Annotated in this window: 20 protein-coding genes; 11 read left to right on the top strand and 9 right to left on the bottom strand. The window is 71.6% G+C overall.

Features of this window, described 5'->3' with window-relative positions; all coding sequences use genetic code 11:
• Nucleotides 1–26: 26 nt before the first annotated feature.
• Genes AB0J02_RS31380 through AB0J02_RS31390 form a run of 3 tightly spaced genes read left to right on the top strand, consistent with a single transcriptional unit; the run spans nucleotide 27 to nucleotide 2,506 of the window.
• The gene (locus AB0J02_RS31380; RefSeq protein WP_363197192.1) at nucleotides 27–1,157 is read left to right on the top strand and encodes a histidine kinase; all 1,131 of its coding nucleotides are present in this window, start codon (nucleotides 27–29) and stop codon (nucleotides 1,155–1,157) included.
• Complete coding sequence (locus tag AB0J02_RS31385; protein ID WP_363197193.1) at nucleotides 1,148–1,792, top strand: response regulator transcription factor; 645 nt, start codon at nucleotides 1,148–1,150, stop codon at nucleotides 1,790–1,792. The genes AB0J02_RS31380 and AB0J02_RS31385 overlap by 10 nt, the downstream gene beginning before the upstream one ends.
• A gap of 3 nt (nucleotides 1,793–1,795) precedes the next feature.
• A complete protein-coding gene (locus AB0J02_RS31390) occupies nucleotides 1,796–2,506 on the top strand; it encodes a 4'-phosphopantetheinyl transferase superfamily protein (protein ID WP_363197194.1) in 711 nt (236 codons plus the stop codon).
• On the opposite strand, the gene AB0J02_RS31395 is transcribed toward AB0J02_RS31390, so the two are convergent.
• From AB0J02_RS31395 to rsgA, 3 genes are all read right to left on the bottom strand, one after another.
• A complete protein-coding gene (locus AB0J02_RS31395; RefSeq protein ID WP_363197195.1) occupies nucleotides 2,478–2,993 on the bottom strand; it encodes a methylated-DNA--[protein]-cysteine S-methyltransferase in 516 nt (171 codons plus the stop codon). The two genes, AB0J02_RS31390 and AB0J02_RS31395, sit on opposite strands and share 29 nt — an antisense overlap.
• On the bottom strand, nucleotides 2,990–4,381 hold the full coding sequence (locus AB0J02_RS31400; protein WP_363197246.1) for an Ada metal-binding domain-containing protein: 1,392 nt from the start codon (nucleotides 4,379–4,381) through the stop codon (nucleotides 2,990–2,992). Before AB0J02_RS31400 ends, AB0J02_RS31395 begins: the two co-directional genes overlap by 4 nt.
• A 178-nt stretch (nucleotides 4,382–4,559) precedes the next feature.
• A complete protein-coding gene (rsgA, locus tag AB0J02_RS31405; RefSeq protein WP_363197196.1) occupies nucleotides 4,560–5,654 on the bottom strand; it encodes a ribosome small subunit-dependent GTPase A in 1,095 nt (364 codons plus the stop codon).
• 305 nt (nucleotides 5,655–5,959) lie between these two features.
• On the opposite strand from rsgA, the gene AB0J02_RS31410 reads away from it, so the two are divergent.
• Together AB0J02_RS31410 and AB0J02_RS31415 are read left to right on the top strand one after the other, a co-directional pair.
• Complete coding sequence (locus AB0J02_RS31410; protein WP_363197197.1) at nucleotides 5,960–6,826, top strand: metalloregulator ArsR/SmtB family transcription factor; 867 nt, start codon at nucleotides 5,960–5,962, stop codon at nucleotides 6,824–6,826.
• On the top strand, nucleotides 6,823–7,425 hold the full coding sequence (locus AB0J02_RS31415) for a dihydrofolate reductase family protein (protein ID WP_363197198.1): 603 nt from the start codon (nucleotides 6,823–6,825) through the stop codon (nucleotides 7,423–7,425). Before AB0J02_RS31410 ends, AB0J02_RS31415 begins: the two co-directional genes overlap by 4 nt.
• A gap of 31 nt (nucleotides 7,426–7,456) precedes the next feature.
• Here AB0J02_RS31415 and AB0J02_RS31420 read toward each other — a convergent pair whose 3' ends face one another.
• Together AB0J02_RS31420 and AB0J02_RS31425 are read right to left on the bottom strand one after the other, a co-directional pair.
• Nucleotides 7,457–8,263 (bottom strand): glucose 1-dehydrogenase, encoded by an 807-nt coding sequence (locus AB0J02_RS31420; RefSeq protein WP_363197199.1) that lies wholly within the window; start codon nucleotides 8,261–8,263, stop codon nucleotides 7,457–7,459.
• 78 nt (nucleotides 8,264–8,341) lie between these two features.
• Nucleotides 8,342–8,791, bottom strand: a complete 450-nt coding sequence (locus AB0J02_RS31425) for an Lrp/AsnC family transcriptional regulator (RefSeq protein WP_363197200.1) — start codon at nucleotides 8,789–8,791, stop codon at nucleotides 8,342–8,344.
• A 147-nt stretch (nucleotides 8,792–8,938) separates the two neighbouring features.
• On the opposite strand from AB0J02_RS31425, the gene AB0J02_RS31430 reads away from it, so the two are divergent.
• Nucleotides 8,939–9,973, top strand: coding sequence for an asparaginase (locus AB0J02_RS31430; RefSeq protein WP_363197201.1), 1,035 nt, complete (start codon nucleotides 8,939–8,941; stop codon nucleotides 9,971–9,973).
• Nucleotides 9,974–10,003: 30 nt separating this feature from the next.
• On the opposite strand, the gene AB0J02_RS31435 is transcribed toward AB0J02_RS31430, so the two are convergent.
• From AB0J02_RS31435 to AB0J02_RS31450, 4 genes are all read right to left on the bottom strand, one after another.
• Complete coding sequence (locus tag AB0J02_RS31435; RefSeq protein ID WP_363197202.1) at nucleotides 10,004–11,326, bottom strand: radical SAM protein; 1,323 nt, start codon at nucleotides 11,324–11,326, stop codon at nucleotides 10,004–10,006.
• A 113-nt stretch (nucleotides 11,327–11,439) separates the two neighbouring features.
• On the bottom strand, nucleotides 11,440–12,120 hold the full coding sequence (locus tag AB0J02_RS31440) for a pyridoxamine 5'-phosphate oxidase family protein (protein ID WP_363197203.1): 681 nt from the start codon (nucleotides 12,118–12,120) through the stop codon (nucleotides 11,440–11,442).
• Between the two features lie 47 nt (nucleotides 12,121–12,167).
• The gene (locus tag AB0J02_RS31445) at nucleotides 12,168–13,640 is read right to left on the bottom strand and encodes a glycosyl hydrolase 53 family protein (protein ID WP_363197247.1); all 1,473 of its coding nucleotides are present in this window, start codon (nucleotides 13,638–13,640) and stop codon (nucleotides 12,168–12,170) included.
• A 210-nt stretch (nucleotides 13,641–13,850) separates the two neighbouring features.
• On the bottom strand, nucleotides 13,851–15,848 hold the full coding sequence (locus tag AB0J02_RS31450; RefSeq protein ID WP_363197204.1) for a beta-galactosidase: 1,998 nt from the start codon (nucleotides 15,846–15,848) through the stop codon (nucleotides 13,851–13,853).
• Between the two features lie 218 nt (nucleotides 15,849–16,066).
• Between AB0J02_RS31450 and AB0J02_RS31455 the strand changes: the two genes are divergently transcribed.
• The 5 genes from AB0J02_RS31455 (at nucleotide 16,067) to AB0J02_RS31475 (ending at nucleotide 22,243) form a co-directional block, all read left to right on the top strand.
• Complete coding sequence (locus AB0J02_RS31455) at nucleotides 16,067–17,401, top strand: sugar ABC transporter substrate-binding protein (RefSeq protein ID WP_363197248.1); 1,335 nt, start codon at nucleotides 16,067–16,069, stop codon at nucleotides 17,399–17,401.
• The gene (locus tag AB0J02_RS31460) at nucleotides 17,398–18,324 is read left to right on the top strand and encodes a sugar ABC transporter permease (RefSeq protein WP_363197205.1); all 927 of its coding nucleotides are present in this window, start codon (nucleotides 17,398–17,400) and stop codon (nucleotides 18,322–18,324) included. Before AB0J02_RS31455 ends, AB0J02_RS31460 begins: the two co-directional genes overlap by 4 nt.
• Nucleotides 18,321–19,229 (top strand): carbohydrate ABC transporter permease, encoded by a 909-nt coding sequence (locus AB0J02_RS31465; RefSeq protein ID WP_363197206.1) that lies wholly within the window; start codon nucleotides 18,321–18,323, stop codon nucleotides 19,227–19,229. Before AB0J02_RS31460 ends, AB0J02_RS31465 begins: the two co-directional genes overlap by 4 nt.
• Complete coding sequence (locus AB0J02_RS31470; RefSeq protein ID WP_363197207.1) at nucleotides 19,226–20,278, top strand: LacI family DNA-binding transcriptional regulator; 1,053 nt, start codon at nucleotides 19,226–19,228, stop codon at nucleotides 20,276–20,278. The genes AB0J02_RS31465 and AB0J02_RS31470 overlap by 4 nt, the downstream gene beginning before the upstream one ends.
• A gap of 705 nt (nucleotides 20,279–20,983) precedes the next feature.
• Nucleotides 20,984–22,243 (top strand): FAD-binding protein, encoded by a 1,260-nt coding sequence (locus AB0J02_RS31475; RefSeq protein ID WP_363197208.1) that lies wholly within the window; start codon nucleotides 20,984–20,986, stop codon nucleotides 22,241–22,243.
• The last annotated feature ends 88 nt before the right edge of the window (nucleotides 22,244–22,331 follow it).

Consider the following 22,331-nt stretch of genomic DNA (forward strand, 5'->3'; position numbering starts at 1 on the left):
GCTCGGCCGACGTGGGGGTGACAGGGGTGGGGCGCGCAGCGGCCGGGGTGATCCTCGGGTGTATCGGCGCAGCCGCCGGGCTCGGGTACCTGGCCGTCGCCGGAACCGCCCTCGGCCCCTTCCTCCTGGTCCCGCGCACCCGCTCGCAAGCCCGGCGCGCCCTGACCACCGGCGCCCGCCGCCTCTCGGCCCTCGACCGGCGCCGCCGCACCACCTTCTTCGGCGACCGCTTCCCCGCGCTGTACACCCCGGACGGCGCCCGAGCGCTGCGCTATCTGGCCGCCCGCACCTACGCGGGTCTTCTGACAGCGGTCGTCCTCGCGCTGTTCGCCCTCGGCGCGGTACTCGCCGCGGTCCTCGCCGCCGCCCTGGCCCGCGGTGGCGTCGGCGTACTCGAACTCCTCGGCCAGACCGCCCTCGGCGGCATCTTCGTCTTCCTCGGGGTCCAGGGTTTCCGCTCGCTGTACGCCCTCGACGCCCGCCTGGCCCGCGACACCTTCGGCCCCTCCGAGCGGGAGCGGCTCCAGCAACGTATCGACGAACTCGCCGCGGGACGCGCCGCGATCGTGCACGCCGTCGACGCGGAGCGCCGCCGCATCGAGCGCGATCTGCACGACGGCCTCCAGCAGCGGCTCGTGGCGCTCGCCATGCTGCTCGGCCGGGCCCGCAGACCCGGGCGCGCCCCCGAGCAGGCCGCGGCGCTGCTGCGGCAGGCCCACGAGGAGTCCGGAGCCGTCCTCACCGAACTGCGCGAAGTGGCCTGGCGGGTGTATCCGTCGGCGCTCGACGGGCTCGGTCTGCGCGAGGCGCTCGGCGGGGTCGCGGAGCGCAGCCCGGTGCCGCTGCGTCTCGCGTACGACGTGCGGGACCCGCTGCCCGCGCCCGTCGGGGCCGCCGCGTACTTCGTCGTGTCCGAGGCCGTGACCAATGCCGCCAAACACGCGCAGGCCGACACGGTCATTGCCCAACTGAGCTTGCATGAAGGCCTATTGACCGTGTCCGTACGCGACGACGGGCGTGGTGGCGCCACCACGGCCGGCACCGGAACCGGCCTCGCCGGGCTGCGCGGCCGCGTCGAGGCGCTCGACGGCCGCCTGAGTGTCACCAGCCCCCTCGGGGGACCCACCGTCGTCACCGCGGAGCTGCCGTGCGCGTGATCATCGCCGAGGACTCGACCCTGCTGCGGGAAGGCCTGGTGCGGCTGCTCGCCGAGGAGGGGCACGAGGTCGTCGCCGCGTTCGGCGACGCCCGGACGCTGCCCGACGCCGTCGACGAGCACACGCCCGACGTCGTGGTCGTCGACATCCGCATGCCCCCGACGCACACCGACGAGGGACTGCGCGCGGCCCTTGAGCTGCGCGGGCGGCGCCCATCGACGGGGGTCCTGGTGCTGTCGCAGCACGTGGAGCGCCGCTACGCCACCCAACTGCTCGCGGGCGGCGCCGAGGGCATCGGCTATCTGCTCAAGGACCGGGTGGCGCAGGTCGACGAGTTCCTGGACGCGCTGGAGCGGATCCGCGCGGGCAGCACGGTCATCGACCCGGACGTCGTACGGCAGTTGGTGGGGCGCTCACTGCACACCGACCTCCTCGACCGGCTCACGCCACGGGAGCGTGACGTCCTGGAGGTGCTCGCGCAGGGCCACACGAACGTGGGAATCGCCGAACGCCTCCACCTCTCCCTCAGCGCGGTGGAGAAGCACCTCAACACGGTCTTCGACAAACTGGACCTGCCGCGCACCGCGGCCCACAACCGGCGGATCCTCGCGGTCCTGCGTTATCTGGAGGCGTGACTCATGGACCACGTACGGGAGTTGCCGGGCGTCGGACCCGTCGGGCTGTGGCTGGTGCGGACCGAGGCCGGGACCGACGACGGCGTGGGCGTCCTCGGGGCGGACGAGCTGCGGCGGGCCGCCGCCTTCGCCTTCGACCGGCACCGGACGCGGTACATCACCGCGCACCTGGCGCTGCGCGGCATCCTCGGCGACCGGCTGGGCCGCGCGCCGGGAACACTGCGATTCGTGCGCCAGCCCTGTCCCGGATGCGGCGAGTCGCACGGCCGGCCTGCTCTCGCGGACGCGCCGGACGTGCATTTCTCCCTCTCGCACAGCGGCGATCTGGCGCTGGTCGCGCTCGCCCCGGCCGCGGTCGGCGCGGACGTGGAGGAGCTGACGAGCCCGGCCGCCGCCGAAGACCTGACGTCGGTGCTGCATCCCCGGGAGCGCGCCGAACTGGCCGCGCTCGAGGACCCGTTGGAGCGCCGGCTCGCCGTCTCCCGCGCCTGGGTCCGCAAAGAGGCCTACCTCAAGGGCATCGGCACCGGCCTGTCCCGCCCCACCGACCTCGACTACGTAGGGACACTGCCCAACTCCCCCGGCACACCCGGCGGCTGGTCCGTGAGCGACGTGCCGGTACCGCAGGGGTACGCGGCGGCGGTCGCCCTGAGCCCCGGGGCCCAGGGCGCGGAACCCTTCCCGTTCAGTGCGGGAGAGAACCCTCCAGGGTGAGCAGCCGCACCTTGCGCTCCAGGCCGCCCGCGTATCCGGTGAGCGCCCCGTCGGCGCCGATCACCCGGTGACAGGGCCGCACGATGAGCAGGGGGTTGGCGCCGATCGCGCCGCCGACGGCCCGTACGGCGGCACGCGAGGCACCGATGCGGGCGGCGACGGCACCGTAGGAGGTGGTCACCCCGTACGGCACGCCGTCGAGCGCGTCCCACACGCGCCGCCGGAACTCCGTCCCCGCGGGCCTCAACTTCAGGTCGAACTCCTTGAGTTCACCGGCGAAGTAGGCATCGAGCTGCCGCGTGACCTCACCGAACCGCGCCGGCTCGCGCACCCAGCCGTCCCCGAGGTCGCGGACCGTCCGCCCGCCCTTCTGCCCGGGCACGGACAGGGAGGTGAGGGCGCCATCGGCGTCGGCGGTCAGCAGCAGCTCACCGAGAGGGCTCCCGACAGTGGTGCAGTAGTACGTGATCTCGCTGGGTGTGCTCACAACTGTCCTTCTACGATGAGGTGTTGACGGGCGTACGACCGCCAGGGCCGCCATGCGTCACCGGCGACACCGTCGCCGGGCACGGCCACATCCGGGTCGCCGAGGGCGCGCAGCCGGATCAGCGCCGCACTGCGCGCGTCCATGCCGGGCAGGGCCCGCAGCGCCGCCTCGGCGTCGTCACGGTCGGCGCCCGGGTCCAGGCGCAGGGCGCCGTCGGCGAGGGCGCGGGCGAGAGTGCCGAGCGTGCCCGGCTCGTCGGCCAGGGCGTCCGGCGCGGGGAAGAGCCGGTGCAGCCCGCCACAGGGGGCGTCGAGCCGCTTCCCGTACCGCTCGACGAGCCGCGCCGACTCCGCGGGCCCGGCGAGAATCCGCATCGCCAGCTCCTCGGGATCGGCGGCGCCGGGCGAGCGGAGGCCGGGCCTTGCGGCGACCAGCGGGGCGAGCCGCGGATCGGCGCCGAGCCGCTCGTCGATCGCGTACGGGTCGGAGTCCAGGTCGAAGAGGCGCCGCAGCCGGCCCACGGCCGTGGTCAGGTCCCGCAGGTCGGTCAGGTGGATCCGGGCGTCCAGCCAGCCGCCGCGGTGCTCGGCCCGCAGCCCGGGCTGCTCGTGCCCCGCCTCGTCGACGGAGACGATGCCGGTGCCGTACGGCAGCCGCAGCGTGCGCCGGAACATGCGCGAACCGCGATCGCCGGTCAACTCCTCTAGTCCGCCCAGTAGTTCACGTCCGAGCAGATCGAAGACGGGCCCGGACTGGAAGGCGCCGCGGTGGGCGAGGCGCAGCGGGATCCCGGCCGTGGCGGCGACGGCGCGCCGCTCCTCGGCCCGGCCGGGCGCGTCGGTGCGCAGCTGCGTGGGCGTGCGGGCGTACACCTCGCGGATCGTGTCGTTGAACTGCCGGACACTGGCAAACCCGGCCGCGAACGCGATCTCCGTGACCGGCAGCGGCGTCGTCTGCAACAGCACCCGCGCGGTGTGGGCGCGCTGGGCGCGGGCGAGCGCGACGGGCCCCGCGCCCACCTCGGCGGTGAGCTGCCGCTGCACCTGTCGCGCGCTGTACCCGAGCCGCCCGGCGAGCCCGCCGACGCCCTCCCGGTCGACGATGCCGTCCCCGATGAGCCGCATCGCGCGGCCCACGACGTCGGCCCGTACGTTCCACGCGGCGGAACCCGGCACGGCGTCCGGCCGGCACCGTCGGCAGGCCCGGAACCCGGAACTCTGCGCGGCGGCGGCCGAGGCGTAGTACCGCACGTTCTGCCGCTTCGGGGTGACGGCTGGACAGCTCGGGCGGCAGTAGATGCCGGTGGTCTCGACAGCGAAGAAGAACTCCCCGTCGAACCGGGCGTCCCGGCTCCGCACGGCTTCGTACCGCATGTCCTCGTCGATCATCACGCTACCCAGTGTGCGCTTGCGCTCCGCTGGGGGCTGGCGGATTTCGGACGCGGCGTTTCCCTCCGGGGGTCGTGGATCGCGGGTCGGGTGCGGGCCGGTGAGGGCTGAGTGCACAGTTCCCCGCGCCCTCAGGAGGCATCGGCGGCGTGGGGAACTGCGCGGCCCAGCCGCGCCCCTACATAAGACGCCCCCGCTTGGCCTCCATGGCGGCGCGGCCCTGCGCGCCCCGCTGCTTCCAGACCTTGCGCATCTCGTCCCGCAACCGCGCGTCCGTACGGGCGGCAAGCCGCTGGTTCTCCCGCAACAGCTTGCGGTAACTGTCCAGTCGGCGCTGATGGAGCGTCCCGTCGGCCAGCGCGGCGAGCACCGCGCAGCCGGGTTCCACGGTGTGCGCGCAGTCCTGGAAGCGGCAGTCCTCCGCCAGTTCCTGGATCTCGGCGAAGACCTGGCCGACCCCGGCCTCGGCGTCGTAGAGGCCGACACCGCGCAGGCCGGGCGTGTCGATGAGGACACCGCCGCCGGGCAGCACGAACAGGTTCCGGGTGGTCGTGGTGTGCCGGCCCTTGCCGTCGATGTCACGGACGGCCTGGACGTCCATCAGGTCGGCGCCGAGCAGCGCGTTGGCAAGGGTGGACTTCCCGGCGCCGGACTGGCCGAGCAGCACGGACGTGCCGTCGGCCACGACGGCCCGCAGGACGTCGGTGCCGTCGCCGTCGTGGGCGCTGACGGGCAGCACCTGGACGCCGGGCGCGCTGGTCTCGACGTCGGAGACCAGGTACGACAGCGTGACGGGGTCGGGCACCAGGTCCGCTTTGGTGAGGACGACCAGCGGCTGGGCCCCGGACTCCCAGGCGAGCGCCAGGAACCGTTCGATCCGCCCGAGGTCGAGTTCCGCGGCGAGGGAGACGGCGATGATCGCGTGGTCCACGTTCGCGGCGAGGATCTGCCCCTCGGACCGCTTGGAGGAGGTGGACCGCACGAAGGCGGTGCGGCGCGGCAGATACGCCTGGACGTAGCGCGGATCGCGGTCGGCCGGGTCGACGGCGGCCCAGTCACCGGTGCAGATGACCTTCATGGGGTCGCGCGGCACGACGTACTCGGTGTCGGCGTGCACGGTCCCGTCGGGCGTGACGAGATCGCACCGCCCGCGGTCGACGCGCAGCACCCGGCCGGGCACGAGCCCGCGCTCGGTGTAGGGGGCGAACTCGGCGGCCCACTGGGTGTCCCAGCCGTAGGAGGCGAGGACGGGGTGGTCGGAGCTGGAAGACAAGGGGTGACCCTTCGAAGGGCGGCCCCGGCGACAGGAAAGGAGCGGATCGGCTCAGCCGGTGGCCACGGAGGTGGAGGTGACGGACTTCCGGATGCGGGCAGCGCCCATCGCGACGACAGTCATCGCTCAACACCTCCCCTTCTCACTTCTCAGCGCTCGGTCGGTCGCCCCGGACGGCAGGTCGCCCGGCGAACGAGGACGACGGTAGCCCCGGGCACCGAGAGCACGCCACTCCTTTTTTCACCCCGCACTTCTCCTCGAATATTCCTTGACAAGAATATTCTCGAAGACGAATACTGGAGCGCATGGACGCACTATTCACCGCACTGGCCGACCCGGCCCGCTGGCGGCTCGTGAGCCTCTTGGCCGAGCGGCCCCGCTCGGTCGGCGTCCTCGCGCAGCTCGCCGAGGCACGCCAGCCGCAGACGAGCAAGCACCTGCAGACCCTTGAGCGGGCCGGTCTGGTCACCTCCGAGCGGACCGGCCAGCGCCGTGTCTACGCGCTACGGCCCGAGCCCCTGCGGGATCTGGCGGCCGCGCTGAGCCGGCTCGCGGACACCGCGGACCGCACCGACAGCCCGCGCGCGACGTTCGACCGCTATGGACTGAGCCTGCGCGCGGAGCGGCTCGCCGCGGCGGAGCCGGGGTGGGCGGACGGCCGCTCGTTCAGTTTCCGCAGACCGCTGACGGTCGGCCCCGAGCTGGTCTGGCGCCATCTGACCGAGGTCTCCCTGCTCGCCCACTGGTGGACCCCGGACGACCTCCGCGTCTCCGAGCTGGTCTTCGAGGCACACCCGGGCGGGCGGATCGTCCAGGAGTACCGCGACGCGGAGGACGTGGACGGCTCCGATCCGGTCGCCGGACGCGCGGAGGGGGTCGTCGACGGCGTGAGCCCCGGCGAGCACCTTGCCTACCGGCTCTCGCCCCGGCTTCCCGACGGCAGCCCCGCCTTCACCGCCCACGTCGACCTCGGCCTCCGGCCCAGCGCCGCCGGTACGGACCTCGACGTCCATTACCGGATCACCGACAGCACCATCGACTCCGCCGACTTCATCGCGGGCATCGAGACCGGCTTCGGCCAGAGCCTCGACAAGCTCGCCGCCACGCTCACAGCAAACGCGCACGACGATGCAGATGCCACAGACGACACAGACCCAAGGAGCACCCAATGACTCAGCAGACCGGCGGCCGCAGGGTCGTCACCAACATCGCGCTCTCGCTCGACGGCCGCTACGCCAAGCCGGACAACCCGCTGGACATGAGCTGGGTCATGCCGTACGCCGTCACCGACGTCGCCCGCGACCATCTGACCGGCCTGTGGGAGCCGGCGACGACGGCCCTGCTCGGACGGGTCAACGCCGAGGGCTTCCTGGGTTTCTGGCCCACCGTCATCGGTATGGAGGGCGCGGATCCGCGCGACGAGGGCTTCGCGAAGTGGCTCGTGGACGCCGACAAGGTGGTGCTCTCCTCCACCCTCCGCGAGGCGCCGTGGGAGCGGACGACGCTCGCCGACGCGCCCACCGCCGAGGTGGTCGCGGAGCTGAAGACGACCGAGGGCGGCGACATCCTCGTCCTCTCCAGCGCGAGCGTCATCAAGGCGCTGCTCGCCGCCGATCTGGTCGACCGGCTGGCGTTCACGGTCTTCCCGGTCTTCCTCGGCGGCGGCCCGCGGCTCTTCGACGACGGACTGCCCGCGGGGCAGTGGACACTGGTCAGCCAGACCGCGGGCGAACACGGCACGGCGGCCCTCGTCTACGACAGGGTCCGCTGACCCGGCCCCGCGCCGGCTCCCGGCTCCCGGCTCAGGACCCTGCTTTGGCCTGGGCCGAGATGCCGCCGTCCACGGGCATCGCGGTGCCTGTGACGAACGAGGCCCGGTCGCTGCACAGCCAGAGCGCCGCCTCCGCGATCTCGCCGGGCGACGCCATCCGCTTCTGGATCTGCGGGGCGATGAACGCGGTTTCGAGCACCGGCATCTGCTGCACCACCGCGTCGATCATCTCGCTGCGGGTCGTGCCCACGACGAGCGCGTTGATGCGGATGCCCTGCTCCCCGTACTCGGCGGCGGCGGCGCGCGTGATGCCGAGGACGGCGTGCTTGGCGGCGACGTAGGGCACGGACGCGCCGGTGGCGTAACGCCCGGCTGTGCTACTGGTGTTGACGATCGAGCCGCCCCCGCCGGCCAGCATCACCGGCAGCTGCTGCTTCATGCAGTTCCACACCCCGCCCACGTTGACGTCCATCGTGCGGGCGTACACCTCGTCGTCCGTCTCGTGCAGCGACTTCTCCACCGTGGCGTACCCGGCGTTGTTGAACGCGCAGTCGAGCCCGCCGAACCGGTCGACGGCCGTCGCGACAGCCCGGCGCGCATCGTCCGGCCGGGTCACGTCGCCCACGGCGGCCGCCGCCCGGCCCCCTTCCGCCTCGATCTCCGACACGAGCCCGGTGAGCCGGTCACCGCGCCGCGCCATGAGGACGACAGCGGCGCCCTCCCGCGCGAACAGGCGCGCGGCGGCGGCGCCGATCCCGCTCGACGCGCCGGTGATCATCGCCACCCGGCCCGCCAGCAGGCCGTGGGGGCGTTCGTCCGTGTTTCTCCGCTCGGTCATCGTCCGAGCATACGAGGACACCGGCAACGGCAGCCCCAAGTGTCCCAACTTCTGTGGGCAGGAAGGAACTTCAGCGCGTCAGACCGGCATCCCCCGCGGCTCCTTCACGCGCTTCATGATGATCTGCGAGTTCACCTCGGTCACCCCGTCGAGCGTGGTGAGCCGCTCGATCCAGAGGCGCTCGTACGCGGCCAGGTCGGCGACCGCGATGCGCAGCAGGCAGCCCGGGCTGCCGAAGAGGCGGTAGGCCTCGATGACATCGGGGATGTCCTGGAGGGCGCGTTCGAAGGCCTCGACGGACGCGCGGTCGCGGCGGACCTCGATGGAGACGAGGACCTCGAAACCGCGGCCGACGGCAGCGGGGTCCACGATCGCGCGGTACCCCTGGATCACGCCGTCCTTCTCCAGCTGGCGGACGCGGCGCATGCAGGGCGACGGGCTCAGGCCCACCCGCTGGGCCAGCTCCTGGTTGCTGAGGCGCCCGTCGCTCTGCAACTCGCGCAAGATATTCAGATCAATCCGGTCCATGACGCAATTGTGCGCTACACATCGCCCGGTCACCGGACAGGATTCGCAATCCGATTGCGCCCTTTTCGAATTATCCTTGCTGAAGATCGAACGTGTATGTGCCCCCACCCCAGGCGCCGCACCCGACCCCCACGCGAGGCAGCCCCCATGGAACGCATCCGCGCGCCCAAGCGCATCACTCTCATCAGCACCGGTGGCACCATCGCCAGCCGCTGGCAGGGCACCGGTTACGCCGCCGACGCCGGCGGGGACACCGTCCTGGCCAGTGCCGCCGTGCCGGAGGGAGTGGCGGTCGAGGTCGTCGACCTGTTCAACGTGAACAGCTCGCGGATGACCACGGAGCGGCAGCTGACCCTGTTGCGTACCGTTCGCGAGGTCCTCGCGGACCCTGCGGTGGACGGCATCGTGGTCACGCACGGCACGGACACCCTGGAGGAGTCCGCGTTCCTGCTCGACCTGCACCACGACGACCCGCGCCCGGTGGTACTGACGGGCGCGCAGAAGCCGCTCGGCGCGACCGACGGCGACGGGCCCGGCAACATGTACGACGCGCTTCAAGTCGCCGCTTCTGTAAGGGACTTGGGCGTCCTGGTCGTGTTCGACGGGAGCGTGCACGCCGCGCGCGGCACCGTGAAGACGCAGACCCTCGCCGCGAACGCGTTCACCGACCCGTCGGCCGGACCCCTCGGCCGCCTCGGCTTCGGACGGGTGGACATCCGCAACACCCCGCGGCGCCCGGACCCGCTGCCGGCGCCGCAGGAGGGGGCGCCGATACCGCGCGTCGACATCGTCATGCACCACAGCGACGCCGACCCCGCTCTCTTCGAGGCCGCTCTCGCCGCGGGCGCGCAGGGCATCGTGCTGGTCGCCACCGGCGCGGGCAACGCGACACCCGAGTTCGTCGACGCGGTCGCCGCGGCCGTCCGCCGCGGTGTCCTGGTCGCCGTCAGCACCCGGGTACCGGCCGGGCCGCTCGCCGAGATCTACACCGGTGGCGGAGCCGTCGACCTGGTCGCCGCGGGCGCCGTGCTCTCCGGCACGCTGCGCGCGGGCCAGACCCGGATCGCCGTACTCGCCGCGCTCCTGACGGACGCCGAGCCCGCCGCCCGCACCGATCTGCTGCGCCGGCTGATCGCCGCGCCGCCCGCCCACGACGACGCGGCCGCCGAGAAGGCCGCCTGAGGCACCCGGCCCCCGGTCGGCCCTCAGGCCTCAGACCTCCACGGCCTCTTCGTTGGGCGCGAGGCTGTCCATGAAGGAGCTGACCGAGAAGACGGCACGGCCCGCACCCGACGGGCCGTAGCCGGGCGGGGACGAGAGACCGAACTCGTCCATCGTCGAGCGGTACGCGTCCAGCAGCCGGATGTGGTACTCCAGCGGGGCGCCCTGCGGGTTGGCCTTGCCCAGCGGCGTCGTCGGCTCGGGGCACCACGTCGTGAAGCGGGGCGTGATGCCGTTCGACATGAAGAAGCGCAGGCCCTCGGTGGTGGAGGCGATGGCCTCGTCGACGGTCTTGAAGCCGAAGGGCTCGGCCATCTCCACACCCGCGACGAAGTTCGGGATCACGTTGCGCGCGCCGAAGACCTCACGCGAGTCGAGGATGCGCTTGTGCCACTCGGCGCGGCCGACGTAGCGCTCCTTGCCGGGGCAGTACATCTTGAACAGGTACTCGTCCCACACCTCGTAGTTGGGGTGGTAGATCTGCACGCCGTAGTCCTTGAACCGCTGGACGTCGTCCTTGGGCAGGGCCTGCGCGACGACCTTGCCGATCCAGCGCCCGGGGAAGTACTCCTCGATGGCCTTGGCGTACCGCCCGTAGAAGTCCGCCTCGTCCAGGCCCTGGACCTTCGACGTGATCGCGCCACCGGTGAGCGTGTACGCGGTGGACGTCTTCGCGGTGTCGTACTTGTCGATGATCTCCAGGGCCTCGAGGACCTCGTCGACGTCCTTCACGCCCGTGTAGGGGCGGCCCGCCGCCTTGTGCTGGCGCCAGTTGTGGTTGATGTCGCAGTACTGGCACTCCTCCTTGGCGCCGAAGTACTGGCAGACGCGGAACGCGGTCAGGTAGATCAGGTAGCCCCACTGGATGGTCGGGGCGACCTCCATGACCGACTTCCCGTTGGAGAGCTTGTGCCGGTAGTACTCCGGCATCGGGGGCACACCGACGTCGGCGATGCGCTTGCCGTCGAGGTAGAGGCCGAGCATGCCGGACTCGTCGGCGGCGACCCGGTAGGGGGAGGCCGGGTTCACGCGGACCGAGACGACCGTGCGGCGCAGGTCGTAGGGGCCGCCGGTGAGGACGATCTCCTCGGGCGGGCGGCGCAGCGCGGCCTCGCCGAGCTCGGGCAGCGTGCCGTGGTCGAAGGAGAAGATGAAGTACGACTTCGGCTTGACCTCGCCGTCCTCGTTGTCGCTCAGCGCCGACGGGTCGAAGGCCACGCCGCCCCGCAGCAGGTCCTCCTTGAAGACCGCTTCCCTCGGAACGTGCGGGAAGCGCTCCATCAGGTCCTCGACGAGTGCCGTACGGCTCTGCATCCCGGTCTCCTTGCTTCTACGACTGCTACTGCGGCTTGCAACTACAGCGTGCTTCTACGACGGTCCTGCGATGGTCACAGTTCGACACCTCACGGTATGCCCCCGCTTGTCGCTCAGCCCTGGCGGGTCCCCGCTCGGGCCACGACGTGTGCGGGCGCGGTGATGCCGTGCGGCAGGAGCGGGTCGGCGGTGGGGGCGCCCCAGCGCGCGGTCAGCGGGAGGGTGCCGGCCCACAGGCCGCGCTGGGCGTCCGGCGAGCGGCCGTCGTCCGGCGGGCCCGCGCTGATCTTGACCGAGGCCTCTTCGAGGGACAGGGCGAGGACGGTCGTGGCCGCGAGTTCCTTGCGGTCCGGGCGGCGGGCGTAGTCCCACTGGCCCGGCGCCGAGTGGTGGGTGAGGATCCGCAGCGCCTCGGTCTTCTCGGCCTCGTCGATGAGGGTGCGCGGCACGCCGTAGATCATCGCGGACCGGTAGTTCACGCCGTGCTCGAAGACGGAGCGGGCGAGGACGAGCCCGTCGACGTGCGTGACGGTGACGCATATCTCCGCGTCCGGGTCGGCGGCCAGGCTGCGGCCGGCCACCGACCCGTGCACATAGAGGTGCCGCTCGTCGCGCCCGTAGACGGTGGGGACGACCATCGGAGCCCCGTCGACGATCACTCCCAGATGACAGACGAAGCCCGCGTCGAGGACGGCCTCGAGGTCGGCCCGCTCGAAGCTCGCGTTCTCCTTCATGCGGCGCGGGCGGGTCCGGTCGGTGGGGGTGAGGGTGCTCGGCGGCTTGGTGTGCGTCATGCGCCGGAACAGTACTCCCGGTTGATCATCCGGTTCTCACCGGTGGGTCACCGATGCCGGAACCAGGCCTGCGCGTCCGTGGGGGCGCCGTTGTAGTCGAACAGGGCCTGGTTCTCCCAGGCGTTGCCGGTCGACGGGTCGGCGGGGTCCCAGCCGTTGCCCGCTGCGGCGGTCCAGGTCGCGTCCCACCAATAGGCGCCCAGGCCAAGGCCGTTGGGGACGGCCTCGACGACGTTCAGCAGGTCACGGAACCAGGCCGCCTGCCCCGCCTCCGTGGCGGCGTACCCGGGGACCAGCTCGGACTGCAGGTCGATGACGTTCTCCCAGGTGTCGTCGCCGTCGAGCGTGAAGGGGTACGCGGTCTCGGCGACGTACAGCGGCTTGCCGTGGCGCGCGGCCAGATCGTCGAGGTTGGCCTGGAGGTCGCTGAGCGCCCCGTGCCAGTAGCCGTAGAAGGAGAGCCCGATGACATCGAAGGGGACGCCGTACGAGACGGCCTTGTCGAACCACGTCCGGTAGAGGGAGTTGTCGCCGCCGTTGGCGAGGTGGAGGGCGACCCTGGTTCCGGCCGAGACGGCCTTCGCGGCGTCGGCTCCTGCCGTCAACAGCCCTGCCAGCTGTGCCCAGTTGGAGGTGGAGCCGGTCGGCCAGAGCATGCCGCCGTTCAGCTCGTTGCCGATCTGCACCATGTCGGCAGTGGTCCCTTGGGCCTTCAGCGCACGCAGGACGTCGTACGTGTGGTCGTACACGTCTTTCTTCAGTTGCGCGTACGAGTGTCCGGCCCAGGCCGCCGGGACGGTCTGGGCGCCGGGGTCGGTCCAGGTGTCGGAGTAGTGGAAGTCGACGAGGAGCTCGAGCCCTGCCGCCTTGACGCGCTTGGCCATGGCGAGGGTGCGGGTCCTGTCGCAGTAGCCGTCGGCCGGGTCGACCCAGACGCGCAGGCGGGCGTGGTCCATCCCGGCGCCCGCGAGGACGGCGAGGGCGTCGGCGCTCGCGCCGGAGGCGTTGCGGTAGACGGCACCGCAGTCCTCGTTCTTCTTGAGTGACGAGACGTCAGCACCCAGTATTTGCAGACCCGTTGAGCCGGGCGTGAGAGTGACATCGTCGAAGTTGGCCCAGTTTCCGGCGTTCGCCGCGGAGCAGAGGCGGACGGTGACCGTGCCGTCGGTGACGGCGACGGAGGTGACGAGGCGGATCCAGGTGCCGTTCGGGGTGGGCGGCAGATCGGTGCGCTGTTCGCCCGTGGCGCTCTTGAGGGCTATGTACGCGGAGTTCTGGCCGCCGCTGGAGCGGATCCAGGCGGTGAGGGTGTACGTGCCGTTGGCCAGCCCCGTGAGGTGCTGGTACGTCTCGACCTTGTACGCCGATGACGACCAGTGGGAGAGGCGGTTGCCGCCGCTGCGGCCACCGGCCTCCACATAGGCCGCACCGCCGGCGCCGTAGGTCGACCAGCCGGTCGTGCCGCTCTCGAACCCGCCGTTGACCAGCGTGCCGGCGGCACTGGCCCGCCACCCCGGCATCCCGAGAACGGCGGCCCCGGCGAGGGCCCCGGCCAGGAGGGTTCTGCGGGTGGTGGTGCGTGCGGCGCTGTTTCCGTGCATGAGTCGATGTCCCTTCGACGCGATGGGCAAATCCCGCTCAAGCTGCGCTTTCAAGCCCCTTTGGGCCCCCCGGACGGAGTCTGGGGGAGATTGAGGAGCGGGGTCCGGGGCGGAGCCCCGTGACCCGGGCTAGGAGTCCAGCCGCACGACTCGCACGGCCCCCGCCGGGACGGCCAAGCCCCCCGACGCCCTCTCCCCGGTCACGACATCCGACCCGGAATCCGCCAGAGGCACCTTCACCTCGTCCCCCGAGTGATTGATCACGAACACGTACCGCCCGGAGGCCCCCGCCCGGGTCACCACCTCGACGTCCCGGGGCAGTTCGGGCCGAGGCTCGATACCCGCGTCAACGCCCGCCCCCGCGAGAATCGCGTCCAGCGCGGGAGCGGACAGCCGGGTGGAGACGTACCAGGCCGTGCCCCTCCCGAACGCATGCCGGGTCACGGCGGGGCGCCCGGACGCGAGCCCGTCCTCGTACGACCAGACGGTCTCCGCGCCGCGCGGGACGACGAACTCGGTCCAGACGTCGCCGGTGAGCCGCGCCCCGTCCGGGCCGGACAGCGTCACCGACTCCCCCGCGAGCAGCGGCGACCACTCCTCGACCGTCAGGCCGAGTACGTCACGGAAGGCGCCGGGGTAGGCCCCGGGATGGACGGCGTCGTGCTCGTCGACGATGCCGGAGAAGTAGGAGACGACGAGGGTGCCGCCGTTCTCGACGTACTCGCGCAGGTTCAGGGACGCGGCCTCCGTCGCCAGGTACAGCGCCGGCACGACGACAAGGGGGTAGGCCGACAGGTCGGCTTCCGGGTGTGCGAAGTCGACGGTGAGGTGCCGGTCGAACAGCGCCTCGTAGTACGTGTCGGCACGCTCGCGCGCGTCGTGGTCCTCGCTGGGCCGCCACTCCAGGTTCTGTGCCCACCAGGAGTGCCAGTCCCACAGCATCGCCACGTCGGCAACGGTCCGGGTGCCTTCGACCGGCGCCAACTTCTCCACCACAGAGCCGAGTTCAGACACCTCACGCCACACCCGCGACTCCGTCCCGGCGTGCGGCAGCATCGACGAGTGGAACTTCTCGGCGCCCCGCCGCGACTGCCGCCACTGGAAGAACATGGCGCCCTCGGAGCCGCGCGCCACGTGGCTCAGCGAGTTGCGGGCCATCTGGCCGGGGGCCTTGGCGGGGTTGCGGGCCTGCCAGTTGACGCCCGACGTGGAGTGTTCCAGGAGCAGCCACGGGTCGCCGCCGGCCACCGAGCGCGTGAGGTCCGCGGCCATCGCCAGGTTCACGTGCGTACGGCGGCCGTCGGTGATCAGGTAGTGGTCGTTGGTGACGAGGTCGACCTCGCGGCCCCAGGCCCAGTAGTCGATGGAGTCGCACTGGCTGAGGGCGGTCATGAAGTTGGTGGTCACCGGGATGCCGGGGGCGAGGCGGTGCAGGATGTCCCGTTCGCGTACGAAGTTCTCGCGCATGGTGGCGTCGGCGAAGCGGCGGTGGTCCAGCTGCTGGGCCGGGTTGCCGACCGTCGGTGTCGTGCGCGGCGGGTCGATCTCGTCGAAGGAGCCGTAGCGCTGGCCCCAGAAGGCCGTTCCCCAGGCCTCGTTGACCGCGTCGACCGTCTCGTAGGTCGCGGCGAGCCAGCGCCGGAAGTGGGCGGCGCAGCCATCGCAGTAGCAGGCGCTGACGGGGACCCCGTACTCGTTGTGGACGTGCCACATCACGACTGCCGGGTGGCTGCCGTAGCGGCGTGCGAGCTGCTCGGTGATGCAGCTGGAGGCGTCGCGGTAGGCCTGGTCGCTGTGGCAGATGGCGCCGCGTGAGCCGAAGGCGAGGCGGGTGCCGTCGGCGGTCACGGGCAGGGCGTCGGGGTGCCGGTCGTAGAACCACTTGGGCGGCGCGACCGTGGGCGTGCCGAGGTCGACGGTGATGCCGTTCTCGTGCAGCAGGTTGATCACGCGGTCGAGCCAGCCGAACTCGTAGGCGCCGGGGGCCGGTTCGAGCAGTGCCCAGGAGAAGATCCCGACGCTCACCGTCGTGACGCCGGCCTCGCGCATCAGCCGGACGTCCTCGTGCCAGACGGATTCAGGCCACTGCTCGGGGTTGTAGTCCCCGCCGAAGGCGAGCCGGGTCATGAGGTACCCCCAGGAAATGTTCGATCAATTGGGAACGTGCACACACTCGATCGGCGGCACGAGCCCAACATAACCGCACAGCAACAACCATTGACAAGTGTCCAGGATGTTTCTCTACTGTGAACGCTCACAGAGCCTGAACCATACGGCCACCGCCCAGTTCCCCGGTCAGGGACTTCGGTCAGGGAGACAAATCAGCCATGCCCATCTCGCCTCGCATGCCCCGTACGGCCTTCACGCCGCGCCGCCGTCGCCTCATGGCCACCGCCGCCGCGCTCGCGCTCGGGGCCTCGGCCCTCGCCGCCTGCGGCTCGTCCGACGACAGCGGCTCCCAGGACGCCTCGGGTCCGGCGGATCTGACGTACTGGACCTGGACCCCGAACATGGACAAGGTCGTCGACCTGTGGAACCAGGGTCCCGGCAAGAAGCAGCAGATCAAGGTCACGGTCAAGAAGCAGGCGTCCGGCGACACGCTCGTCACCAAGATCCTGACGGCGCACAAGGCGAAGAAGGCCCCCGACCTCGTCCAGGCCGAGTACCAGGCGCTGCCGACCCTTGTCAGCAACGACGCGCTCGCCGACATATCCGGCGAGGCGGGCGGGCTGAAGCGCAAGTTCGCGGACGGCATCTGGCAGCAGACGACGCTCGGCACGGACGCCGTGTACGCGGTGCCGCAGGACGCGGCGCCGATGATGTTCCTGTACCGCGAGGACCTGTTCGAGAAGTACGGCCTGTCCGTCCCCGGCACCTGGGACGACTTCGCCGAGGTGGCCCGTGAGCTGAAGAAGAAGGCCCCGGAGAAGGACCTCACCACCTTCTCCGCCAACGACTCCGGGCTCTTCGCGGGCCTCGCCCAGCAGGCCGGCGCCACGTGGTGGACCGCTTCGGGCGACAAGTGGAAGGTCGGCATCGACGACGCGGCGACCAAGAAGGTCGCCGGCTTCTGGGGCGGCCTCGTCAAGGAGGGCGCCATCGACAACCAGCCGATGTACACCCCGGCGTGGAACAAGGCGCTCAACACGGGCAAGCAGATCGCCTGGGTCAGCGCCGTCTGGGCGCCCGGCACCCTGGCCACCGCCGCCCCCGACACCAAGGGCAAGTGGGCCATGGCCCCGCTCCCCCAGTGGGACAACGAGTCGAACTCCACCGGTAGTTGGGGCGGCTCGTCCACCGCGGTGACGACCGACAGCACGCACAAGTCGGCCGCCGCGAAGTTCGCCGCGTGGCTCAACACCGACCCGAAGGCGCTCGCCGCGCTCGCCAAGGAGAGCGGCATCTACCCGGCCGCCACGGACGCCCAGCTCAGCGGCGCGTTCTCGGAGCCGCCGGCCTACTTCTCCAACCAGGCCGACTTCTATCCGCAGGCCGCGAAGATCGCGAAGACGACGGCGCCCGCCGCCTGGGGCCCGAACGTGAACGTCGCGTACAGCACCTTCAAGGACGCCTTCGCCGCCGCCGCGAAGAACAGGTCGGACTTCGGCGCCGCCCTCGCGAAGATGCAGGACGCGACCGTCGCCGACATGAAGAAGCAGGGCTTCGAGGTCGCCGAGTGACCTCCCGCACGGCCCGGCAGTCGTACGGGGTCAAGAGCGCCCCGTACGGCTTCCTCCTCCCCGCCGGCATCCTCTTCACGCTCTTCTTCGCTCTGCCCATCGGGTACGCGCTCTGGCTCAGCCTGCACAAGGTCGAGGTCAAGGGCCTGGGCCTCGGCAAGAACGCCCGCTCCGAGGCGTGGGCGGGCCTCGCCAACTACGCGGACGCGCTCACCGACTCCGAGCTGCTCAACGGCGCGCTGCGCATCCTCGGCTACGGCGCGATCGTCGTCCCCGTGATGCTCGGCCTGGCCCTCCTCTTCGCCCTGCTCCTGGACGCGGACCGGGTGCGCTGGACCCCGTTCACCCGGCTGGCGATCTTCCTGCCGTACGCGATCCCCGGGGTGGTGGCGGCCCTCCTCTGGGGGTTCCTCTACCTGCCGGACGTGAGCCCGTTCTTCTTCGTGCTCGACAAACTGGGCCTGCCCCAGCCCGATCTCCTTGACGGCGGCCCGCTGTACGGAGCGATGTCCAACATCGCGATCTGGGGCGGCACCGGCTTCAACATGATCGTGATCTATACGTCGCTGCGCGCGATCCCCGCCGAGGTGCACGAGGCCGCGAAGCTGGACGGATGCTCGCAGCTGCAGATCGCGCTGCGCATCAAGATCCCGATGGTGGCGCCCTCGCTGGTCCTCACCGCGTTCTTCTCGATCATCGCGACCCTCCAGGTCTTCAACGAGCCGACGACGCTGAAGCCGCTGACCAACGCCCTTTCCACGACGTGGAGTCCGCTGATGCAGGTCTACCAGGACGCCTTCGTCAAGGGCGACATCTACTCCGCGGCCGCGACCGCCGTGATCATCGCCGTGGTCACGCTCGTGCTGTCCTTCGGATTCCTGCGCGCGGCGAACTCCCGTAACCGGCAGGAGGAAGCCCGATGAGTTCCACTTTCGCGGTCCGCGAGGCGGCCCCCGCCGCGGGCACCGCTCCCGGCACGGCGCAGGGCCCGCCGGCCCGCCGCCGCGTGGCGCTCGCGCCGACGCTGGTGCTGCTGCTCGGCGCCCTGTACTGCCTGCTGCCGGTCGCCTGGGTGGTGATCGCGTCGACGAAGTCGGGCAGCGAACTGTTCTCCACGTTCACCTTCCTGCCCGGCTCCGGTTTCGCCGACAACCTCAAGGACCTGTCGGCGTACCGCGACGGCGTGTACTGGAAGTGGATGGCGAACTCGGCGCTGTACTCCGGGCTCGGCGCGCTCCTGTCGACGGCGGTCTCCGCGCTGAGCGGCTACGCGCTGGCCGTCTACCGCTTCCGCGGCCGCGAATCCATCTTCAACGTACTGATGGCGGGCGTCCTCATGCCGCCGGTCATCCTCGCCGTGCCGCAGTACCTACTGCTCGCCAAGGCCGACCTGACCGACTCGTACGCGTCCGTACTGCTGCCGCTGATCCTCTCCCCGTACGGCATCTACCTCGCGCGGATCTACGCCGCCGCGGCGGTACCGCCCGACGTCGTCGAGGCGGGCCGGATGGACGGGGCCGGCGAATGGCGGATCTTCACGCGGATCGCGCTGCCGATGATGGTGCCGGGACTGGTGACGGTGTTCCTGTTCCAGTTCGTGGCCGTCTGGAACAACTTCCTCCTCCCCTACATCATGCTCAGCGACGACGAGAAGTTCCCGATCACGCTGGGCCTGTTCACGCTCCTCGAACAGGGCGCCAACACCCCCGCGCTCTATACGCTCGTCATCACGGGCGCGCTTCTCGCGATCGTCCCGCTCGTCGCGCTGTTCCTGGTGATCCAGCGCTTCTGGAGCCTCGACCTGCTGTCCGGGGCCGTAAAATCATGACCATGAGCACAACGGGGACCACGGGGTCGGGCGGCCGTCGCAGGCCGCCGACCATCCACGACGTGGCGCGCGAGGCCGGTGTCTCGCGCGGCACCGTCTCGCGGGTCCTCAACGGCGGGCACTATGTCAGCCCGGCCGCGCAGGAAGCGGTCGACGCGGCGATCCGCAAGACCGGGTACGTGGTGAACCGGCACGCCCGCTCACTCATCACGGGCCGCTCCGACTCGGTCGGTTTCCTGCTGACCGAGCCCCAGGAGCGGTTCTTCGAAGACCCCAACTTCAATGTCCTGCTGCGGGGCTGTACGCAGGCGCTGGCCGCCCACGACATTCCGCTGCTGCTGATGCTCGCCGGGACCCCGGACGAGCGGCGCCGCATCACCCGGTACATCACGGCGGGCCACGTCGACGGCGTGCTCCTCGTCTCCTCGCGCTCCGGGGACCCGGTCGCGGCCGAACTGCGGGACGCCGGCGTGCCGTTGGTGGCCTGCGGCAAGCCGATCGGTCCCGGCTCGGCGTCGAAGATCAGCTATGTCGCGGCGGACGACCGGGACGGGGCGCGGGACATGGTGCGGCACCTGCTGTCGCTCGGCCGGCGCCGGATCGCGACCGTCACCGGGCCGCTGGACACCCCCGGCGGCGTGGAGCGGCTCGCCGGGTACCGCGAAGTGCTGGCGGAGGCCGGCATGCCGGTCGACGAACAGCTCGTCGCGTCCGGCGACTACAGCCGGGCGGGCGGCGAGGCGGCCGCGGTCCGGCTCCTCGGTTCCGCCCCCGACTTCGACGCGGTGTTCGTGGCGTCCGACCTCATGGCGCAAGGGGTGCTTGCCGCTCTGCAGAAGGCCGGGCGGCGGGTGCCGGAGGATGTCGCGGTCGGCGGGTTCGACGACTCGCCCGCGGCACTCGCCACCGAGCCCGGGCTGACCACGATCCGCCAGCCCTGGGACCGGATCAGCGCGGAGATGGTACGGGTGCTGCTCGCGCAGGTGGGCGGCGAGAATCCGGCCGCGGTGATACTCCCGACGGAGCTTGTGCGGCGGGGCTCCGCCTGAGCGGGGGTTGCCTGTCCGTTTGCCATGTCACTCTGCTCTGTCGCCGATCCGTTGACGAGCGCTGGTCTCGTCGTGGCTGGTCGCGCAGTTCCCCCACCAAGCCGCACCCGGCAACAAACGGCAACCCGGCAGACGCTCCCCGGGGCTCACCCCTGCGGGGCGCCACCCCCGCAACCGGCACCACCGGGCCCACCACCCCGCATCCCGCCGGACGGACCCCCGCTGGGCATCCCTGACGGGCCGCCCGACGGCATGCCCGACGGAGCCCCGGACGGCATGCCCGACGGCTTCCCGGAGGGCGCACCGCTCGGCATCCCGGACGGGGCACCGCTGGGACGTCCGCCCCGGCCGCCACCTTGCTGACCGCCGGGTCCACCACTCGGGCAGCCGGTGCTCTGCCCGGATCCACTGTCCGAACCCGACCCCGACCCCGATGAGTCCGAGCCCCCGCAACCTGCCAGCAGAAGCGCGCCGGCGACGACGGCGGCGACGGAGAGCAGGCGGGCACGGGACGGTGTTGATGGCATGGGGTCTCCTCGTCGGGGCGGCGGGGACACGGTCCGTGCCCGCAGAGGGACATCTCATCGAATCCTCATGAGCGTGCGCTGTGTCTCCCTGTGCGCCACCTGGCAGTACCCGGCGGCGCCCCCGCCCGGACGTGATCCAATCGGCGGGAAGCCCGCACCTGTTGAGAGGCAGCCCACCGTGCCCGAAGCCCGCCCCACCGCCCCCACCAACTGGGCCCGCAACATCACCTTCTCCGTCCCCGAGGTGCGCCGCCCGGCCTCCCTCGACGACCTGCGCGCTCTCGTCGCCGAGAGCCCGCACATACGGGTCCTCGGCAGTGGCCACTCGTTCAACCGGATCGCCGACGTGGACGCCGACCGGTCCGGCGTCCTCGTGTCGCTCGCCGCGCTGCCGGGCGGCATCGAGGTCGACACGGCCGCGCGGACCGTGCGGGTCGGCGGCGGGGTGCGCTACGCCGAGCTGGCCGCGGAGCTGTACGCGCACGGCCTCGCCCTGCCCAACATGGCGTCGCTGCCGCACATCTCGGTCGCCGGTTCCGTGGCGACGGGCACGCACGGCTCGGGCGTCCGCAACCGGTCCCTGGCGGAGTCCGTGCGCGCCGTGGAGATCCTCACCGGCGACGGCGGGACGGTCACGCTGGCGCGCGGCGACGCCGGGTTCGAGGGCGCCGTGGTCTCGCTCGGCGCGCTCGGGGTCGTGCTGGCGCTGACCCTCGACGTGGAGCCCGGCTTCGAGGTGGCGCAGCATGTGTTCCGTGAACTGCCGTTCCAGGGGCTCGACTTCACGGCCGTCTCCTCGGCCGCGTACAGCGTGAGCCTGTTCACCAAGTGGCGCGGGCCCTCCTTCGACCAGGTGTGGGTCAAGCGGCGCGTGCCCGAGCCGGTCGACTTCCCGTGGGCCGAGCCCGCGGTCGAGGCGCAGCATCCGGTGCCCGGGATGCCGGCCGTCCACTGCACCGAGCAGTTCGGTGTGCCGGGGCCGTGGCACGAGCGGCTGCCGCATTTCCGGGCCGGGTTCACGCCCAGCAGCGGTGACGAGCTGCAGTCGGAGTATCTGCTGCCGCGCGAGCACGCCACGGCCGCGCTGCACGCGCTGGACGCGGTGCGTGAGCGGATCGCGCCGGTGCTCCAGGTGTGCGAGGTGCGGACCGTCGCGGCCGACACGCAGTGGCTGAGCCCCGCGTACGGTCGCGACACGGTTGCCTTCCACTTCACGTGGGTCGCGGACGCGCCCCGTGTGCTGCCCGTGGTGTCGCTCGTCGAGGACCGGCTGCGGGAGTTCGCGCCGCGGCCGCACTGGGGGAAGGTGTTCACCAGCGCGCCGGACCGGGTCGCCGCGCTCTATCCGCACGCCGCCGAGTTCGCGGCGCTCGCCGGCCGCCTCGATCCGGAGGGCACGTTCAGCAACGCGTTCGTGCGGGCGCTGCTGCCGCGCTGAGCCGCTCGGGACGAGGACTTTCGTGGCCCGGCTTGGACGCGCTGCCAGGACTTTCGCGTCTTTTGTTGGACTTTCGCCATGCCTTGTG

This window comes from Streptomyces sp. NPDC050264 (genome assembly GCF_040655895.1).
Taxonomy (GTDB): Bacteria; Actinomycetota; Actinomycetes; order Streptomycetales; family Streptomycetaceae; genus Streptomyces.

What these genes read in the sequence shown, in the direction of transcription:
- AB0J02_RS31400 (WP_363197246.1), bottom strand. Translation starts at nt 4,381, where the DNA reads ATGATCGACGAGGACATGCGGTACGAAGCCGTGCGGAGCCGGGACGCC.
- AB0J02_RS31435 (WP_363197202.1), bottom strand. Translation starts at nt 11,326, where the DNA reads ATGCAGAGCCGTACGGCACTCGTCGAGGACCTGATGGAGCGCTTCCCG.
- AB0J02_RS31450 (WP_363197204.1), bottom strand. Translation starts at nt 15,848, where the DNA reads ATGACCCGGCTCGCCTTCGGCGGGGACTACAACCCCGAGCAGTGGCCT.
- AB0J02_RS31470 (WP_363197207.1), top strand. Translation starts at nt 19,226, where the DNA reads ATGACCATGAGCACAACGGGGACCACGGGGTCGGGCGGCCGTCGCAGG.
- AB0J02_RS31425 (WP_363197200.1), bottom strand. Translation starts at nt 8,791, where the DNA reads ATGGACCGGATTGATCTGAATATCTTGCGCGAGTTGCAGAGCGACGGG.
- AB0J02_RS31445 (WP_363197247.1), bottom strand. Translation starts at nt 13,640, where the DNA reads ATGCCGGGGTGGCGGGCCAGTGCCGCCGGCACGCTGGTCAACGGCGGG.
- AB0J02_RS31455 (WP_363197248.1), top strand. Translation starts at nt 16,067, where the DNA reads ATGCCCCGTACGGCCTTCACGCCGCGCCGCCGTCGCCTCATGGCCACC.
- AB0J02_RS31465 (WP_363197206.1), top strand. Translation starts at nt 18,321, where the DNA reads ATGAGTTCCACTTTCGCGGTCCGCGAGGCGGCCCCCGCCGCGGGCACC.
- AB0J02_RS31415 (WP_363197198.1), top strand. Translation starts at nt 6,823, where the DNA reads ATGACTCAGCAGACCGGCGGCCGCAGGGTCGTCACCAACATCGCGCTC.
- AB0J02_RS31430 (WP_363197201.1), top strand. Translation starts at nt 8,939, where the DNA reads ATGGAACGCATCCGCGCGCCCAAGCGCATCACTCTCATCAGCACCGGT.
- AB0J02_RS31420 (WP_363197199.1), bottom strand. Translation starts at nt 8,263, where the DNA reads ATGACCGAGCGGAGAAACACGGACGAACGCCCCCACGGCCTGCTGGCG.
- AB0J02_RS31410 (WP_363197197.1), top strand. Translation starts at nt 5,960, where the DNA reads ATGGACGCACTATTCACCGCACTGGCCGACCCGGCCCGCTGGCGGCTC.
- AB0J02_RS31440 (WP_363197203.1), bottom strand. Translation starts at nt 12,120, where the DNA reads ATGACGCACACCAAGCCGCCGAGCACCCTCACCCCCACCGACCGGACC.
- AB0J02_RS31390 (WP_363197194.1), top strand. Translation starts at nt 1,796, where the DNA reads ATGGACCACGTACGGGAGTTGCCGGGCGTCGGACCCGTCGGGCTGTGG.